Source organism: Micromonospora tarapacensis, from assembly GCF_019697375.1.
GTDB lineage: Bacteria > Actinomycetota > Actinomycetes > Mycobacteriales > Micromonosporaceae > Micromonospora > Micromonospora tarapacensis.
Window position 1 is genome coordinate 4240807 of record NZ_JAHCDI010000004.1, and the last position, 17752, is coordinate 4258558.

Annotated in this window: 15 protein-coding genes and 2 pseudogenes; 6 read left to right on the forward strand and 11 right to left on the reverse strand. The window is 73.2% G+C overall.

Annotated features, from left to right (window positions below):
- Positions 1-38 precede the first annotated feature (38 nt).
- Positions 39-1265, forward strand: coding sequence for a DUF58 domain-containing protein (locus tag KIF24_RS25220; protein WP_230415891.1), 1227 nt, complete (start codon positions 39-41; stop codon positions 1263-1265).
- 27 nt (positions 1266-1292) lie between these two features.
- On the opposite strand, the gene KIF24_RS25225 is transcribed toward KIF24_RS25220, so the two are convergent.
- A complete protein-coding gene (locus tag KIF24_RS25225; protein ID WP_221086154.1) occupies positions 1293-2291 on the reverse strand; it encodes a stage II sporulation protein M in 999 nt (332 codons plus the stop codon).
- A gap of 40 nt (positions 2292-2331) precedes the next feature.
- Here KIF24_RS25225 and KIF24_RS25230 point away from each other — a divergent pair, with 40 nt between their 5' ends.
- The gene (locus KIF24_RS25230) at positions 2332-3309 is read left to right on the forward strand and encodes an RDD family protein (protein WP_331461279.1); all 978 of its coding nucleotides are present in this window, start codon (positions 2332-2334) and stop codon (positions 3307-3309) included.
- Positions 3309-3479, forward strand: coding sequence for a hypothetical protein (locus tag KIF24_RS25235; protein WP_221086155.1), 171 nt, complete (start codon positions 3309-3311; stop codon positions 3477-3479). The genes KIF24_RS25230 and KIF24_RS25235 overlap by 1 nt, the downstream gene beginning before the upstream one ends.
- Positions 3480-3574: 95 nt before the next feature.
- Here the strand turns inward: KIF24_RS25235 and ahcY are convergent, their stop codons facing one another.
- The 9 genes and pseudogenes from ahcY to KIF24_RS25280 all read right to left on the reverse strand — a co-directional run bounded on the left by ahcY (position 3575) and on the right by KIF24_RS25280 (position 11999).
- The gene (gene ahcY / locus KIF24_RS25240) at positions 3575-5074 is read right to left on the reverse strand and encodes an adenosylhomocysteinase (RefSeq protein WP_221086156.1); all 1500 of its coding nucleotides are present in this window, start codon (positions 5072-5074) and stop codon (positions 3575-3577) included.
- Positions 5075-5369: 295 nt separating this feature from the next.
- A pseudogene (gene manA / locus KIF24_RS25245) lies at positions 5370-6529 on the reverse strand (mannose-6-phosphate isomerase, class I).
- Positions 6530-6532: 3 nt separating this feature from the next.
- Positions 6533-7486 (reverse strand): cation diffusion facilitator family transporter, encoded by a 954-nt coding sequence (locus KIF24_RS25250; RefSeq protein WP_221086157.1) that lies wholly within the window; start codon positions 7484-7486, stop codon positions 6533-6535.
- Positions 7487-7508: 22 nt separating this feature from the next.
- Positions 7509-8704 (reverse strand): annotated as a pseudogene (locus tag KIF24_RS25255) (SIS domain-containing protein).
- On the reverse strand, positions 8701-8883 hold the full coding sequence (locus tag KIF24_RS25260; RefSeq protein WP_013731721.1) for a Trm112 family protein: 183 nt from the start codon (positions 8881-8883) through the stop codon (positions 8701-8703). The pseudogene KIF24_RS25255 and the gene KIF24_RS25260 overlap by 4 nt, the downstream one beginning before the upstream one ends.
- A gap of 62 nt (positions 8884-8945) precedes the next feature.
- Positions 8946-10325 (reverse strand): phosphomannomutase/phosphoglucomutase, encoded by a 1380-nt coding sequence (locus KIF24_RS25265; RefSeq protein WP_221086158.1) that lies wholly within the window; start codon positions 10323-10325, stop codon positions 8946-8948.
- 69 nt (positions 10326-10394) lie between these two features.
- Complete coding sequence (locus KIF24_RS25270) at positions 10395-10988, reverse strand: hypothetical protein (protein WP_221086159.1); 594 nt, start codon at positions 10986-10988, stop codon at positions 10395-10397.
- Entirely contained in the window at positions 10985-11548 is a 564-nt protein-coding gene (locus KIF24_RS25275; protein ID WP_221086160.1) for a hypothetical protein, read from the reverse strand. The genes KIF24_RS25270 and KIF24_RS25275 overlap by 4 nt, the downstream gene beginning before the upstream one ends.
- Before the next feature lie 214 nt (positions 11549-11762).
- Positions 11763-11999, reverse strand: coding sequence for a hypothetical protein (locus KIF24_RS25280; protein WP_221086161.1), 237 nt, complete (start codon positions 11997-11999; stop codon positions 11763-11765).
- Between the two features lie 137 nt (positions 12000-12136).
- On the opposite strand from KIF24_RS25280, the gene KIF24_RS25285 reads away from it, so the two are divergent.
- Entirely contained in the window at positions 12137-13369 is a 1233-nt protein-coding gene (locus KIF24_RS25285; RefSeq protein WP_221086162.1) for an SUKH-3 domain-containing protein, read from the forward strand.
- A 60-nt stretch (positions 13370-13429) separates the two neighbouring features.
- Here KIF24_RS25285 and KIF24_RS25290 read toward each other — a convergent pair whose 3' ends face one another.
- Positions 13430-14869: an aldehyde dehydrogenase family protein gene (locus KIF24_RS25290; protein ID WP_221086163.1), complete on the reverse strand. Its 1440-nt coding sequence runs from the start codon at positions 14867-14869 to the stop codon at positions 13430-13432.
- A 142-nt stretch (positions 14870-15011) separates the two neighbouring features.
- Here KIF24_RS25290 and KIF24_RS25295 point away from each other — a divergent pair, with 142 nt between their 5' ends.
- Both KIF24_RS25295 and gabT read left to right on the forward strand, forming a co-directional pair.
- Positions 15012-16448, forward strand: coding sequence for a gamma-aminobutyraldehyde dehydrogenase (locus tag KIF24_RS25295; RefSeq protein WP_221086164.1), 1437 nt, complete (start codon positions 15012-15014; stop codon positions 16446-16448).
- 3 nt (positions 16449-16451) lie between these two features.
- A complete protein-coding gene (gabT, locus tag KIF24_RS25300) occupies positions 16452-17723 on the forward strand; it encodes a 4-aminobutyrate--2-oxoglutarate transaminase (protein ID WP_221086165.1) in 1272 nt (423 codons plus the stop codon).
- Positions 17724-17752: the final 29 nt, after the last annotated feature.

Consider the following 17752-nt stretch of genomic DNA (forward strand, 5'->3'; position numbering starts at 1 on the left):
CTGCCCGCCTGGCCGGCGCCGCTCGTGGGGTGGCGGTGATGACCGGCGCGGTCCTGCTGCTGCTCGCCGTGGACCTCGCGCTCGCCGCGCCGCTGCGGGCGCTCACCGCCGAGCGGGCCGGCGATCGGGCCGTACGGCTCGGCGGCACCGCCACCGTGACCGTCAACCTGCGCAACGCCTCCGGGCGTCCGCTGCGCGCCGTGGTCCGCGATGCCTGGGTGCCGTCGGCCGGGGCCCGGCCGGAGACACCGCCGACCCGCGTGGTCCACGTCGCACCCGGTGCGGTTCTCGCGCTGCCCAACCACCTCACGCCCACCCGCCGCGGCGACCGGCACACGGCGGCGCTCACCGTCCGCTCGTTCGGGCCGCTCGGCCTGGCGTTCCGGCAGCGCAACGGCCGGCCCGCCACGCCACCGTGGCGCCTACGGGTGCTGCCCCGCTTCGACTCCCGCCGGCACCTGCCCGAGAAGCTGTCCCGGCTGCGGGTCATCGACGGCACGCAGGTCGGCCGGGGACGCGGGCCGGGCACCGAGTTCGACGCCCTCCGCGAGTACGTGTCGGGCGACGACGTGCGCTCCATCGACTGGCGGGCCAGCGCACGGCGCGCCGAGGTGCTGGTGCGCACCTGGCGGCCGGAACGGGACCGGCGGCTGATCTGTGTGCTGGACACCGGGCGCACCTCGGCGGTGCGGCTCGGTGACGAGCCCCGGCTGGATGCGTCGATCGACGCCACGCTGCTGCTCACCGCGCTGGCGGCGCGGGCCGGCGACCGGGTGGAGGTGCTCGCGGCGGATGCCACGACCCGCGTCTCGGTCGGCGCCGCCGAGCGACCGGCGCAGTGGGGCCGGCTGGCGCACGCGCTGGCCCCGCTGCAACCCGCGTTGGTCGAGACGGACTTCCGCCGCATCGCGGGCGAGCTGCTGCGCCGGCACCGCCCGCGCAGCCTGGTGGTGCTCCTCACCGCGCTGGAGCCCGGTGCCCTCGGCGAGGGCCTGCTGCCCGTGCTGCCGCGGCTGGCCGCCCGGCACCGGGTGCTGGTGGCTGCGGCACAGGACCCGGTGTTGACCAGGCTTGCCAGCGAGCCGCCGCGCCGGGTCGAGGACGCCTACGCCGCGGCTGCCGCCTGGCGTACGCTCGCCGAGCGCGACCGCCTCACGGCGGTCCTGAACCGGCACGACGTCACCGTGGTCGACACCCCCGCCCCCCACCTGGCCACCGCCCTCGCCGACGCCTACCTCCACCTAAAATCCACCGCCCGCCACTGACCCCACCCCTTCGCGTCGATCATGAAGTTAGCGGGTGGATCGGAGATCGAAATCCCCGCCAACCTCATGATCGACGGAGTGTCGGCGGGCGGCGGTGGCTCGGGGGCCGAGCACGACGACGTAGGTGAGGAAGGTCAGCCAGGCGGCGGTGCCCACCGCGATCCGCATCGCCACCGGCCACGGCGCCGGGGTCACGAACGCCTCGATCACGGCCGCGACGGCGAACAGACCGACCAGGCCGAGGGCGACCAGGACGCCGTCGCGCCCGGCCCGGGCCACCGCCTGGCCCCGGGTGAGCTCCTCCGGCGGTGCGATCCACGCCCACCCGATCCGCAACCCCACCCCGGCGGCCACGAACACCCCGGTCAGTTCCAGCAGCCCGTGCGGGGTGATCAGGCCGAAGAAGACGTCCGCCCGGCCGTACGAGATCATCACCCCGCCGACCACGGCGATGTTCACCACGTTCTGCCACAGCAGGTAGCCGACCGGCACGATCAGCACTCCCGCCGCCAGGCACTTGGCCGCCAGCCAGGCGTTGTGCGTCCACAGGTGGAAGGCGAACGTCGGTGCGGAGAACTCGGTGTAGTAGCCGGCGAAGCCGGACTCGACCAGTTCGGCGGCCTCCTCGTCGCCGATGAACGCCGCCGCCGTCTCCGGGTTGTCCGCGACGAACCCCATCAGGGTGAAGGTGAGCAGGGTGAAGACCGCCGCCACCGCGCACCACCAGGGCGCCGCCCGCCAGAGGGCGCCGGGGAAGCCGACCAGCAGGAACCGCCACCCGGCCGCCCAGGACGGGCGGGGCCGGCCGGTGAGCCGGGCCCGGGCCCGGAGGACCACCTGGGACAACTCGCTGACCAGGGCAGGATCGGGTGAGCGGCTGCGCAGCACCGACAGTTGGGTGGCGGCCCGCTGGTAGAGCGCGACCAGCTCGTCGATCTCGGCGGCGTCGAGCCGCCGCCGGCCACAGAGCTGGTCCAGGCGGCGCCACTCCCCGCTGTGCTCCGCGACGTACGCGTCGAGATCCACCGGTCCTCCCGTCCGGGCGATCATAGTGTTCACTGTCGGGGTGAGCACAGCACCGCTCCCGTGGACCGCACCGACCTGGGGTGACGCCGGGCTGGTCAGCGGCGAGGCGGTCCACCTGGACGTGCGGGCCGCCCGGATCGGCTCCCGGGTGCTCGCGCTGCTGCTCGACGTGCTGCTCCAACTGGTCGCCGGACTGCTGCTCGCCGCGCTGTTCGGGCTGGTCCTGGCCACGCTGCCGTACGGGATGGTCGACGCGGCGGCGGAGCAGGCGCTGCTCACCATCGGGCTGGTCCTGTTGCTGGTCGGCTATCCGGTGCTCTTCGAACGGCTCAACCACGGGCGGACACCGGGCAAGGCGGCGGTCGGGCTGCGAGTGGTGAGCGTGGACGGCGCCCCGGTCGGGTTCCGGCAGTCACTGACCCGGGCGCTGGTCGGGGTCGCCGTGGAGTGGCCGGGCCTGGTGCTGCCGCTGCTGTCCTGGGTGGCCGGGGTGACCGTGATGCTCAGTGACGCCCGCGGCCGGCGGCTGGGCGACCTGGTGGCGGGCACCCTGGTGGTGCACACCCGGGCCGCGACCAGGTGGCGTCCGGTCCCGGCCACCGTGCCGGTGCTGGCCGGTTGGGCGTACACCCTGGATCTGAGCCGGCTGGACGCGCACCTGACGCTCGCCGCCCGGCAGTACCTGGCTCGGGCCCACCGGTTCAGCGAGCCGGCCCGCGGCGAGTTGGCCCGGCGGCTGTGGCGGGAGGTAGCCGCGGTCACCACCCCGCCGCCACCGCCCGGCCTGCCGGAGCCGGTCTACCTGGCCGCGGTCCTGGGCGAGCGGCACCGGCGGGCCCGCCGCGTCCTCGCCGGAGAACGCGCGTTCACCGCCGCGCTGTGGCCACAACTCGGTTCCGCGCCGGTCCAAGATCGACCGGACGAGCCGGCGACCGCTCCGCCGGTGCCGCAGGCGCGTACCGGGATCCGGCCGTCGGTGCCGGTGACCGGCGTCGAACAACCGCCGGGGAGGCTGTGATGAGGGGCTTCGGTCCATGGCTGGCCGTGCTGGCGGTGGTGATGCTGCTCAGCGCGCTGCGGCTGCGCACCCTGGCGGCGCTGGTGTCGGTGGCCTGGTTGGCCTGGTGCGTCTGGACCTGGGTCCGCCCCGCCCGACGCCGCGCCCGACGCCCCGATCGACCGCACTGAGCCTCGCTGGCCACGGCGGGAATCCACCGCCGTGCGGGCCGCCGCAGGCCGGCCCGGGTCGACCGCGCAGGGTCGAGCCGGGCCGGCGAGGTCGATCAGTAGCGGTAGTGATCCGGCTTGAACGGGCCCTCGGTGGCGACGCCGAGATAGGCGGCCTGCTCCTTGGTGAGCGTGGTCAGCTTGGCGCCGAGTGCGTCCAGGTGCAGCCGGGCGACCTTTTCGTCCAGGTGCTTGGGGAGCACGTACACGCCGATCGGGTAGTCGGCGGTCTTGGCGAACAGCTCGATCTGGGCGATCGTCTGGTTGGCGAACGAGTTCGACATGACGAAGCTCGGGTGGCCCGTGGCGTTGCCCAGGTTCAGCAGGCGGCCCTCGGAGAGCACGATGATGGCGTGTCCGTCGTCGAAGCGCCAGACGTCGACCTGCGGCTTGATGTTCTCCCGGGTGACGTCCGAGCGCTTGGCCAGGCCGGCCATGTCGATCTCGTTGTCGAAGTGACCGATGTTGCCGACGATGGCCTGGTGCTTCATCCGGGCCATGTGCTCGTTGGTGATCACGTCGAAGCAGCCGGTGGCGGTGATGAAGATGTCGGCCTGCTCGACCACGTCGTCCAGGGTGGCGACCTGGTATCCGTCCATCGCCGCCTGGAGCGCGCAGATCGGGTCGACCTCGGTCACCACGACCCGGGCGCCCTGGCCGCGCAGCGACTCGGCGCAGCCCTTGCCCACGTCGCCGTAGCCGAGCACGACGGCCATCTTGCCGCCGATCAGCACGTCGGTGGCGCGGTTGATGCCGTCGATGAGCGAGTGGCGGCAGCCGTACTTGTTGTCGAACTTGCTCTTGGTCACCGAGTCGTTGACGTTGATCGCCGGGAAGAGCAGCGTGCCGGCGCGGTGCATCTCGTAGAGACGGTGCACGCCAGTGGTGGTCTCCTCGGTGACGCCCCTGATGCTGGCGGCGATCCGCGTCCAGCGCTGGTTGTCCTCGGCGAGCGAGCGGTGCAGCAGGCCGAGGATGACCGCGTACTCCTCGGAGTCGGCGGACTCGACCGGCGGCACGGCGCCGGCCTTCTCGAACTCGGCGCCCCGGTGGACGAGCAGGGTGGCGTCGCCACCGTCGTCCAGGATCATGTTGGGGCCCTGCCCGTCGGGCCAGTCGAGCACCTGCTCGGTGCACCACCAGTATTCGTCCAGCGTCTCGCCCTTCCAGGCGTAGACCGGGGTGCCGGAGGGGGCGTCGAGGGTGCCGTCCGGGCCGACGACGACCGCGGCGGCGGCATGGTCCTGGGTGGAGAAGATGTTGCAGGACGCCCAGCGGACCTGCGCGCCGAGCGCGACCAGGGTCTCGATCAGGACGGCGGTCTGGATCGTCATGTGCAGCGAGCCGGTGATCCGCGCGCCCGCGAGGGGCTGCGCGTCGGCGAACTCGCGGCGGATCGCCATCAGACCGGGCATCTCGTGCTCGGCGAGACGGATCTCCTTGCGCCCGAACTCGGCGAGCGACAGATCCGCCACCTTGTAGTCGCCCTCGGCGAGAGTGCGCGGCCGGGCCTCGGACGACGTGCCGCTGGCGGACGCCGGGAGGGTGCTGGTCATGAAAGCTCCTGTCGGACGATGGTGCTGCGCAACCTCCCACCTTACGCGCGCCCGCCCAGGGTGGCTGGAGCGGTTGCGCGACAGCGCACGGGGCGGCCGGTCGTGGACGTGTGCCGTCCATCTCCGTCCGCCCCGTGCATCCCCCCGGTTTGGTTCCCCCGCGCGTTCTCGGACCTTCGTCGCGATAACGCTGCGCACCCATAGAGTCACACTCGGCGAAAGCCGAGTCAAGCTATTCCGGGAAAGTCGGACTTGTCGCCGCGAAATGACCGGGCGTCCGGGATTACCTGAGCGCTCAGGCCAGGCCGGTCGAGGCGACGTACACCTCACCCGCACCCGTGACCGTGATCGACTCGCCGGCCGCCGGCCCGATCGCAGCCCGTCCGCGGCCGAGCGTCACCGGCGCGACCCCGTCGCTCACGACGACCCGCCCGGAGGTGCACAGCACCACCCGTGGACCCGGCACCGCCAGCGTCACCCCGGGCAACCGATCCTCAACCGTCAGCCGGTGCAACGCGAAGTCATCCACCGGCACCGGCCAGGTCACCACCCCGTCGGCGACCGCCCGCGCCCGGACCACCGGCCGGTCGAGCACCTCGAAGCGGAGCACCCGCAGCAGTTCGGCCACGTCCACGTGTTTCGGGGTCAACCCACCGCGCAACACGTTGTCACTGGCGGCCATCACCTCCACGCCGGTCCCGCGCAGGTACGCGTGCAGGTTCCCGGCCGGCATCCAGATCGCCTCCCCCGGCGCCAAGCTCACCCGGTTGAGCAGCAGCGCGACGAGCACCCCCGGATCGGCCGGGTACACCCCGGCCAGCCGGGTGACCAGCTCCGCATCCGGCCCGGTCGTCGTCGTCCGGGCCGCCGCCACCAGCCCGGCACGCTCCGCCTCCGGCCAGTCCAGCAGCAGGCGCACCGCCTCGGCCAGCCCCGCCGGCCCCGCCACCAACGCGTCGAGCACCGGCCGCAGACCGGGTACGCCCAACCCGGCGAACACCCGCGCCGAGACCGCCGGCGCGCGGAACCCGCACAGGGCCTCCATCGGCCCGAGTGCCACCAGCAACTCCGGCTTGTGAAACGGGTCGACGTAGTTGCGCTGCCCACCGGCCCGGGCGTACTCGGCGGCGTATCCGGCCCGGGCCTGCTCGGCGTCCGGATGGGCCTGCAGGCTCAGCGGGGCGTCCGCGGCCAGCACCTTGAGCAGGAAGGGCAGGCGGGCCCCGAACCGGTCGGCGACCGACTCACCGAGCCAGCCACCCGGATCGGCGGCGAGCACCTCGGTCAACGCGACCGGGACACCGCCGCGCTCGACGACGGCCGGCGCCCCGGGTGCGCACCGAGCCACAACTCGGCCTCCGGCCCGTCGCTCGGCACCGGCCGCCCCTGGAGTTCGGCGATCGCCGAGCGGGAGCCCCAGGCGTAGTCCTTGATCGGGCCGTGCAGCGGCTCCACCGGTCAGCTCCCGGGATGCCCGGACGGCGCCGGCGGCTCGGCCCGGGCCCGGTAGATGTCCGGCTCCAGATAGATGACCCGGGCCACCGGCACCGCGGCCCGGATCCGCGCCTCCACCGCGTCGATGCCCCGGGCCACCTCCTCGGCGCTGTCGCACCGCGACACGGCGATCTTCGCGGCCACCAGCAGTTCCTCCGGCCCCAGGTACAGCGTCTTCATGTGGATGATCCGCTCGACCTCCGGGCCGCCGATGACCGCCCGCTCGATGGCCGAGACGTCCGCCGGCTCGGCCCCCTCCCCGAGCAGCAGGCTCTTGGTCTCCACGGCCAGCACGACCGCGATGGTCACCAGGAGCACGCCGATCATGGCGGTGCCGGCCGCATCCCACCGGCCGTCCCCGGTGGCCAGGGTCATCCCCACGCCGAACAGGGCGAAGACCAGACCGACCAGCGCGCCGAAGTCCTCCAACAGCACCACCGGCAGCTCCGGCGCCTTGGACCGGCGGATGAACCTGGTCCACGACTCGCGGCCCCGGACCAGGTTCGACTCCTTGATGGCGGTGCGGAAGGAGAACGACTCCATCACGATCGCCGCCAGCAACACGGTCACCGGCACCCACTGCCAGCTGGTGATCCCGTGCGGATCGGACCACTTGTGCCACGCCTCGTAGAGTGCGAACAGCCCACCGAGGCTGAACAGCACGATGGAGACGATGAACGCGTAGACGTAGCGCTCCCGGCCGTAGCCGAAGGGATGCTGCGGAGTGGCCGCCCGCCGGGCCCGCTTGCCGCCGAGCAACAGCAGCGCCTGGTTGCCCGAGTCGGCCACCGAGTGGATCGACTCGGCCAGCATCGACGACGAACTCGTCAGCAGGTACGCGACGAACTTCGTCACCGCGATGCCGAGGTTGGCGAGCAGCGCGGCGACGATCGCCCGGGTGCGACCCTGTGCGCTCACGCCACTGCTCCGCTGCGCCCGCTCACTGGTTGGACAGCTCCTTCATCTCCGTGATCGCCGGCACCGCCATCGGGTCCAGGCCGTGCACCAGCGCCAGATAGATGGACGCGAAGTCCGGCACCGCCACCAGCGAGGCCAGCCGCTCCAACGCCGAACCGCCCTCGGCGGTGACCACGTCACACCGCACGCCCCGCCGCTCGGCGAGGGTCTGCACCGCGTCCGCGCGCCGCTCCTCCACGGCGAGGGGCTCGTCGGCGTCGTCCTCGGCGTTCAGGCCGCCGTCGCGCAGCAACACCAACCGCAGTCGGGTGCCCTCGGCGATTGGCTCCTCCTGGTCGGCGAAGATGTCCCGCTCCCCCTCGACGAGGCCGCCGAAGACACCGTCGAGCAGGCCGACCCGTCCCCGGCCCGCCTCACCGAGCGCCCCGGTGACCACCGGGTACCGGGCGTTGGCCGACAGGGTGTCGCCGAACCGTCGGGCGGCCACCGACGCCAGCGGCGACGAGCCCCACACGATCGGGATGGACCCGGCCAGGCCGAGTGCGAGCGACTTCGCCGGATTGACGAACGACTCCGCGCTCGGACGGCTGCGATCGGCGTCGGCATCCAGCCGGGCCGCCGTCTCGGCCAGGTCCGCCTCGTTGACCTTCACCAACCCGAGTGCGCGGGCGGCGAGCAGGACGGGCACGGTCAGCCCCAGAGGCTGGCCCGGGCCGGCGCGCGCCGGGGCACCGGGATGAACGGTGCGCGAGCCCGCTCGGCCACCGACTGCAACTGCGAGTCCGGCGGGCCAACCGCGACCAGCCGGGCACCACGCCGGTGGGCCGCCTCGGCGGCTCCCAACGCCTCGGGACTGCGACCGGAGGCGCTGACCGCGATCACCACGTCGGCTGCGCCGACCCAGCCGGGCACTCCCGCGCTGCGGTGCGCGATGACCGGCACCGGGCAGCGTGGCCCGGCGACCGTGGCCAGCACGTCACCGGTACGCCCGGCCGTGCCGATGCCGGCGATCACCACCGCCCGGGGCCGCCCGTCGTCGGCGAGCACGGACAGGTTGGCCTCGGCGGCCAGCGCGGCGGACTCGCGTACCTGCGCACCCGCCGAGGCGGTGTGCCGCAACATGCCGCCCGGATCCCGCTCGGCCAACGCCTGCGGGTCGTCGAGCAACCGCTCGTCGGCGTGCCGGTGGCCGCTCACGCCGGCCGTCCCGTCGATCACGACCGCTCCGCGGGGCCGCGCGCCTCGTCCAGCAGCAGCACCGGCACGTCGTCGCGGACCTCGAAGATCCGGCCGCACTCGGTGCAGGTCAGCGTCTGGGCCTGCGCGTCGTAGTCCAGCGGTGCATGGTGTGTGTCCGGGCAGGCGAGGATTTCCAGCAACTGCGGGTCGAGGGCCACTGCGCGGCTCCTTCCACGTATGCGGCTTCACCGATCGACGGTGCCGACCGGCGCGAGCGATCTTATCGGCGAACCCGGTCGAGCACCTCGTCGCGCAGCGAGGTCATCCGCTCCGCGGTGGGCGCCTCGACGTTGAGCCGCAGCAACGGCTCGGTGTTCGAGGCGCGCAGGTTGAACCACGCCCCGTCGGGGAAACGCAGGGTGAGCCCGTCCAACTCGTCGGCCTCGGCGTCCGGATACGCGGCCCGAACCTCGGCCACCTTGGCCGCCTGGTCCGCCACCGTGGAATTGATCTCACCCGACGCGACGTACCGTTCGTACTCGGCCGCCAGGGTGGACAGCGGCAGATCCTGCTCGCCCAGCGCCGCCAGGGTGTGCATGGCCGCCAGCATCCCGGTGTCGGCGAACCAGAAATCCCGGAAGTAGTAGTGCGCCGAGTGCTCGCCACCGAAAACGGCGTTGGTGCGGGCCATCTCGGCCTTGATGAACGAGTGACCCACCCGGGCCACCACCGGCACACCACCGTGCTCCCGGATGATCTCCGGCACCGCGCTGGAGGTGATCAAGTTGTGGATCACCGTCGAGCCGGGATGCTTGGCCAGCTCCCGGGCCGCGACGAGGGCGGTTATGGCGGACGGTGAGACCGGCTCACCGTGCTCGTCGACCACGAAGCAGCGGTCGGCGTCGCCGTCGAACGCCAGCCCGATGTCCGCGCCGTGCGTCACCACGGCGCGTTGCAGGTCGACCAGGTTGGCCGGATCCAGCGGGTTGGCCTCATGGTTGGGGAACGTGCCGTCCAGCTCGAAGTACAGCGGCACGATCCGCAGCGGCAGGGCCGGCAACGCGGCGTCGCCGAGCACGCTGGGCACGGTGTGCCCACCCATGCCGTTGCCGGCGTCCACCACGACGGTCAGCGGCCGGATGCCGGACAGGTCCACCAGCGTGCGCAGGTGCGCCGCGTAGTCGGCCAGCAGGTCACGCCGCTCGGTGGGGGCGACCGGCTCGCCGACCGGCTCGTCCTTGTCGAGCAGGGCCTGTGCCCGGTCGCGGATCTCGGCCAGCCCGCTGTCCTGCCCGACGGGGCGGGCGTCGGCGTGGCACATCTTGATGCCGTTGTACTGCGCCGGGTTGTGACTGGCGGTGAACATCGCCCCGGGCAGCCCGAGCGCACCGGAGGCGTAGTAGATCATGTCCGTCGAGGCGAGCCCGATCTCGATGACGGCACGGCCCTCGGCGCGTACGCCGGTGGCGAAGGCGGTGGCCAACGCCGGCCCGGAGGCCCGCATGTCGTGCCCGATCAGCACGGCCTGGCCCGGCTCGCCGGTGGCGTCGAGCAACTGGGCGAAGGCGGCGCCCAGGGCGCCGGCGACGCGCTCGTCCCACTGGTCCGGCACCGTCCCACGGACGTCGTACGCCTTCACGATCCGGGACAGATCAGACACCGGTTCCACTCCTCGGCTGGAGGTCGTCAACGAACCTGAGCGTATCGGAGCGGCGGGCCCGACCCCGGCTCAGCCGGGTAGCCCGCGCCCGTACCCCGAGTCATCAGCCTCGCCGCCCGCCGGTGGCGGGGCCAGCCGGCCCGGCTGACCGGGAGTCGGCGGGGCCGGCGTCGGCACCGCGGGCGGAGCCGAGGTCGGTGGGACGGCCGGATGGGCGGACGTGCCGGGCGGCGTCGCCCGGCTCTGGTCACCGGAGTCGGCCGGCCGCGCACCGTACACACCGCCCGAGGGGCGGGGAGCCGGCGTACCGCCGTAGACGCCTGGTGTGCCCGGACGGCCCGCGCCGTACACCTGCCCGGTCGGCGGCACCGGGACGCCGCCCGGGCCGGGTGGGATCGGAGCGCCCCCACCGGAACGGTAGGTGGTGCCACCCGGGTTGCGCGGCACCGGAAACTCGAACTTGTCGCCGGACCCTTTCCGGTCCCTGCGGGAGCGGTGCAGCAGCAGCCCGATGAGCAGGGCGCCGGCGGCGACCATGGCGATGCCGAAGTACATCACCGGCGATCCGCCGGAGGATTCGCCGGCGGTCTGGGCAAGGTCGCCCGCCGCGTCCGCGGCGAGCGCCACCGTCGGCGTGGCCTCGACGACGGGCTGCCCGGTCACCTCCTCGCTCGGCGAGGGCGAGGGTGACCGCGACGGCGAGGGCGAGGGCGATGGTGCGACCCGCCCGCCGACCACCCGGGACGACGCCGCGGCCCGGCCCAGCACGGCACCCCCGCCGCGGTGGCCTCGCCCGTCACGACCAGCCGGCCGCCGGGCGCCCCGGCGGCGAAGGCGACCCGGTACCGCATCGCCACACCCTTGCCCTTGCAGAGCTGGTCCTTGGCCGGGGCAACCGGTGCGCTGGTCAGCAACCCCGCGCCCCCGGAGACCGCCACCGGCACCCACCGGCCACCGACGTTGGCCTGCACCGCCACCTGGTCGGCCCGCACGCCGGGCAGGCTCAGACCCAGCGCGCTGCGCACCCGCACACAGCCGGCGGTGCGCTTACGCACCTCCACGGTCACACCCGCGGCGGAACGGCCCGCGGTGAAGCTGGCCGCCGACCGCACCCGCACCCGGTCCTCGGCGGCGTGCGCGGGAGCACCACCGAGGACCACCAGGCCGCCCAGGAACACGCAGACCGTCGCGAGCCGCGCCGCGTGGCGACGTAACGACATCATCACCCACCGTTCCTCCCCCGGCGGGGGAACGTCGGTCAGGCTACTACCGGGGTCGGACCTCGGCTGGTCGTCGAACCCCGTAGGTGCTCCGCGCCACCCCGGCCGCCCGCCACCCCGGACCGGCCCCGCCACCCCGGCCGGCCCCGCCACCTGGGATCGCTCACCCCGGTGGCCGGCCGGTGCGCCCGACCACGGGCCGGTCGCGGATCGCCGGTCAGGACGTGGGGCCGGGGCCCTTTCCCGGGCCGGGATCGTCGGTGCCGCCCGTGTCATCCTCGCGATCCGCCGTGTTGGGCGCGAGCGCGATACCGAAGGCGATACCGAAGGCGATACCGACTGCGATGCCGGCGACACCGTCCAGCGCCGCCAGGCCGATCACGACGCCCAGCAGAATCGCCGGCGGCCAGTACCAGATCCGGTGGTCACCGTCTCTCTTTCGTGGATCCACCATGACGCGAGCCTATGGCGGGACCGCAACGCTCGCCCACGGCGCGACCGCCCGAAGGTAGCCACGGTTGCCCGCGCCGCCACTGACGGGACGGGCCACGCCAGCTGCCAACGCTGAGCGTGATCCGGTAGTTTCGCCTTGTGATCGACCGCGTGCAGGCCGAGCAGATCGCAGCGGCGTGGGCCCGCCGCGACTCGCTGCGCCTGGGGCACGAGTGCCGGCCCGCCGTCACGGAGTTCGACCTGGGGTATGTCATCGCCTCCACGGTGTCCGTCCGCGGTGGTTCGCTGCCTGGCGATCTGCCCACCACCGTGGTGGACAAGCAGACCGGCGAGGTGAGCACCTGGCCACACGTGGCGGCCGAGGTGGTCGCACGGCTCTATCGCCGCAGCCGGCCCAGCGGACCGCCGGTGCCGCGCGCCGTCGATCCGGCCGGGCAGGTGCTGCGGGAGATCCGCCGGCTACCCACCCCGACCACGGCCGCCCGGCTCACCGTCGACGGACGCACCTTCACGGCCCACGGCGCCAAGGGTGACGTGGAGGTCAACCACCACCCGCTGGTCCACGCGTACCTCGACGGGTTGCCCGCCGGTCATCTGGTGCGCGGCGGCGACCGGCATGCCGAACTCGTCGTCGTCTCCGACGTCCTGTACGCATACGACCACCGTCGCGTCGCCGAGGGCATCGACCCGATGAGCCTGGGCGACGCGAGGGACCTGCTGGTCTCGGCCCGCGTCGAGGTGTTTCGGGTACGCGAACCGGGCGACCCGCACGGCGGACCGGCCGACCGGCCCTGCGATTCGTGTCTGGACACGTTGGTGCACTTCCAGGTCCTGCCCCCGTCCGAACAGACCCACACCGCGCCGTGGCACCCCGGGCCCACCGCCGACCCGTCTCCTGGCCGGTTTCGGCCGGAGGTCGCTTCGGCCCTGGTCGCCGCTGGTTGGCGGCCACGCTTCGACGACGAGGCGGTGGCGAGGTCGGCCATCCGCGACGTCAACGCGGTGCACGGCAGGACACACCAGCACCCCAGCTTCCCCGCCGCGGCGGCGACCCTCACCGCCTTTCCGACACTCACCGGCAGGCGTCGGGGCCCGGGTGAAGAGGTATGGATCTCCCGGTTCGACATCCAACCGCGCCAGGTGAGCAACACGGCGGACACGCTCGCCGACTTCGCGGCGGTGATCCGGGCGCGCCTGTTTCCGATCGGTACGGAGCACCAGCACAGCCTCATCGCCGTGGACGAGCACGGGCGGATCTTCGCGCTGGATCAGGCCGGCGAGTGGTTTCTCGGGGCCGACATCTACGCCGCGCTCAGCACTCTCCTGCTCGGCCGCGCCCCGGCCCGGGTACGCGACGACGGCACGTGGTGACCGCCACCAGGCGGTAACAGGGGCACTGCTCTACCGGAGGCGTCAACCGGGCGCCCCCGCTCACAGCTCGATGCCGGTGAGGACGGTGACCCGCGGGTCGGTGTAGTCCTCCATGGCGCTGCGCAACCCCTCCCGGCCGGCGCCGCTGCCCTTCATCCCGCCGTACGGCATCTGGTCGGCCCGGTAGGACGGCACGTCGCCAACGATCACCCCGCCCACGTCCAGGGTCCGCGCCGCCGCGAAGGCGACGTCGAGGCGGCGGGTGAAGACGCCGGCCTGGAGGCCGTACGCCGAGTCGTTGACGGCGGCGAAGCCGGCGGTGTCGTCGGTGACCCGGTCCACGACGAGCACCGGCCCGAAGACCTCCTCGGCGTACACCCGGGCGTCCCTGGGCACCCCGCTGAGGACGGTCGGTGGGTACGTCGCACCGTCGCGCCGGCCGCCGGTCTCGATGGTGGCGCCGGCCGTGACGGCCTCGTCCACCCATGCCTCGACCCGGCGCGCGGCGGCCTCGGAGACCAGCGGGCCGACGTCGGTCAGCGGGTCGGCCGGGTCCCCGGTACGCAGTTCCCGCACCGCGGCGACCAGCCTGGGTAGGAAGCCGTCGTAGAGCCACTCGTGCACGTAGACCCGTTGCACGGCGATGCAGGACTGCCCGGCCTGGTAGTTGGAGAACGTGGCGATGCGGTGCGCCGCGGAGGTGAGGTCCTCGTCGCCGGCCCAGTCGGCGCAGATCAGCGCCGCGGCGTTGCCGCCGAGTTCCAGCGTGACGTGTTTCTCGGGCACCGACCGGCGGATGGCCGCGCCGACCGGCCCGGAGCCGGTGAACGAGACGACCGGCAGCCGCGGGTCGGTGACCAGCTCGGCGGCGCGTTCGTTGGGCAGCGGCAGCACCGAGAAGATGCCGTCCGGCAGCTCGGTCTCGGCCAGGATCTCGCCGAGCAGGAGTGCCGAGAGCGGGGTGGCCGGCGCGGGCTTGACGACGATGGGTGCGCCGACCGCGATCGCCGGGGCGACCTTGTGCGCCACCAGGTTGAGCGGGAAGTTGAACGGGGTGATGCCCAGCACCGGCCCCTTCGGCACCCGGCGCACCAGGGCGATGCGGCCGGTGGCGGCGGGATCGGTGTCCAGCCGTTGCAACTCGCCGGAGAAGCGCCGGGCCTCCTCGGCCGCCCAGCGGAACGTCGAGGTGGCCCGGGCCACCTCGGCCCGGGCCCACTTGACCGGCTTGCCGTTCTCCGCGGTGATCAGCGCGGCGACCTCGTCGGCCCGCTCGGCGAGCCGGCGCGAGACGTGGTCGAGTGCCGCCGCGCGGGCGTGCGCGGGCAGGCCGGCGGCCGTCGCGGCCACCCCGGCCGCCGCGGCCACGGCCGCCTCGACCTGGTCGGCGGTGGCGAGGGTGGTACGCCCGACCAGGTGCCCGTCGTACGGGTGGTGGACGGTCACCTCGCCGCTGCCCTGGCTGGGCCGGCCGGCGACGAAGAACGGTGTTGGCTCCACGTTTCGCAGCCTAGTCCCTCAACTGGCCAACGGAAACGGTCGCCTCAACCCTTGTCTGCTGCGAATTCAGTAGCGAAGATGGCACCAAGGCTGCGATAACCGCCGCAGCGTGACTCCTCGGACCCCTCGGAGTGATCCAGCCATGAGTGACCAGCAGAAGCTGCGCAACTTCGTCGACGGCGAGTACGTCGAGCCGATGGACGGCGGCTACGCCGACCTGATCGACCCGTGCACCGGGGAGGTCTTCGCCCGGGCCCCGGTGTCCGGTGTCGCCGATGTCGACGCGGCGATGAGGGCCGCCGCCACCGCCTTCGACAGCTGGCGGGACAGCACTCCCGCCGAGCGGCAACGGGCGCTGCTCAAGCTCGCCGACGCGGTCGAGGCCCGGGCCGCCGACCTGGTCGACGCCGAGGTACGCAACACGGGCAAGCCCCGGCAGCTCACCACCGAGGAGGAGCTGCCGCCCGCCGTGGACGAGTTCCGCTTCTTCGCCGGTGCCGCCCGCCTGCTGGAGGGCCGCTCGGCCGGCGAGTACCTGGCCGGGCACACCTCGTACGTCCGGCGCGAGCCGATCGGGGTCTGTGCCCAGGTCACCCCGTGGAACTACCCGCTGATGATGGCGGTCTGGAAGATCGCTCCGGCGCTCGCCGCCGGCAACACGGTCGTCCTCAAGCCCTCGGACACCACGCCGGTGTCGACGCTGCTGCTGGCCGAGATCGCCGCCGAGTTCCTGCCGCCGGGCGTGTTCAACGTGGTCTGCGGTGACCGCGACACCGGCCGGGCCCTCGTCGCGCACCCCACCCCGCAACTGGTGTCGATCACCGGCTCGACCCGGGCCGGCATGGAGGTCGCCGCCGCCGCGGCGCCCGACCTCAAGCGCACCCACCTGGAGCTGGGCGGCAAGGCACCCGTGGTGATCTTCGACGACGCGGACGTCGCGGCGGCGGCCGAGGCCATTGCCGTCGGCGGCTACTTCAACGCCGGCCAGGACTGCACGGCGGCCACCCGGGTGCTCACCGCGCCCGGCGTCCACGAGGACTTCGTCGCCGCCCTCACCGAGCAGGCCCGCAACACGAAGACCGGCGCGCCGGACGACACCGACGTGCTCTACGGCCCGCTCAACAACGCCAACCAGCTTGCCCGGGTGCGCGGTTTCCTGGACCGGCTGCCCGACCACGCCTCGGTGCGGACCGGCGGCGCGCAGGTGGGCGAGCGCGGCTACTTCTACGCCCCCACCGTCGTCTCCGGCGTCCGGCAGGACGACGAGATCGTCCAGGACGAGGTGTTCGGGCCGGTCATCACCGTGCAGCGGTTCTCCGCCGAGGACGAGGCGGTGCGCTGGGCCAACGGCGTCGACTACGGCCTGTCCGCCTCGGTCTGGACGCGCGACCACGGTCGGGCGATGCGGATGACACGCCGGCTCGACTTCGGCTGCGTCTGGGTGAACACCCACATCCCGTTCATCTCGGAAATGCCGCACGGCGGCTTCAAGCACTCCGGGCACGGCAAGGATCTCTCCGTCTACAGCCTGGAGGACTACACCCGGATCAAGCACGTCATGCACAACATCGAGGGCTGATCCATGGCATCCTCCGCCGACCTCCACGAGCGACGTGGTGCCGCCGTGGCCCGGGGTGTAGGCAGCGTCGTCGGGTCCTACGTGGACCGGGCCTCGGGCGGGACGCTCACCGACGTCGAGGGCCGGGAGTGGATCGACTTCGCGGCCGGCATCGCGGTGACCAACGTGGGCAACGCCGCGCCGAAGGTGGTCGAGGCGGTGCGGGCACAGGTCGAACGCTTCACCCACACCTGCTTCATGGTCGCGCCCTACGAGTCGTACGTGGCGGTCTGCGAGCGGCTCAACACGCTCACGCCGGGTGACTTCGACAAGCGTTCGGCGCTGTTCAACTCGGGCGCCGAGGCGGTCGAGAACGCGGTGAAGATCGCCCGGCACGCCACCGGCCGGCCGGCGGTGGTGGTGTTCGACCATGCCTACCACGGCCGGACCAACCTGACGATGGCGTTGACCGCGAAGAACATGCCGTACAAGCACCGGTTCGGGCCGTTCGCCGGCGAGGTCTACCGGGTGCCGATGTCGTATCCGCTGCGCGACGGTGGCCTCGACGGAGCCGGCGCGGCGGCCCGCGCCATCGAGCTGGTGGAGAAGCAGGTCGGTGCGGAGAACGTGGCCGCGCTGCTGATCGAGCCGATCCAGGGTGAGGGCGGTTTCGTCGTACCGGCGGAGGGGTTCCTGCCGGCGCTGCGCAGCTGGGCGACGGCGGCCGGGGTGGTCTTCGTCGCCGACGAGATCCAGACCGGCTTCTGCCGCACCGGCGACTGGTTCGCCTGCCAGCACGAGGGCGTCGAGCCGGACCTGGTCACGCTGGCCAAGGGCATCGCCGGCGGGCTGCCCCTGGCCGGGGTGACCGGCCGCGCGGAGCTGATGGACGCGGTGCACGTCGGCGGGCTCGGCGGCACGTACGGCGGCAACCCGGTCGCCTGCGCCGCCGCCCTGGCCACCATCGAGACGATGATCGAGCTGGATCTGGCCGCCGCGGCCCGGCGCATCGAAGCGGTCCTGGGGTCGCGGCTGCGGGCCATCGCCGCGGGCGACCCGCGGGTGGCCGAGGTACGCGGTCGCGGCGCGATGCTCGCCGCGGAGATCGTTCGGCCGGGCACACTGACCCCTGACCCGGCCGGCACGGCGGCGATCTCCGCGGCCTGCCACGCCGCCGGACTGCTCGTCCTCACCTGCGGCACCTACGGCAACGTGCTGCGCTTCCTGCCTCCGCTGGTCATCTCCGACGACGAGCTGGCCCGCGGCCTGGACCTCCTGGACGCCGCCTTCGGCTGACCGGACCGGCCGGGTGGTTGCCGCGTCCG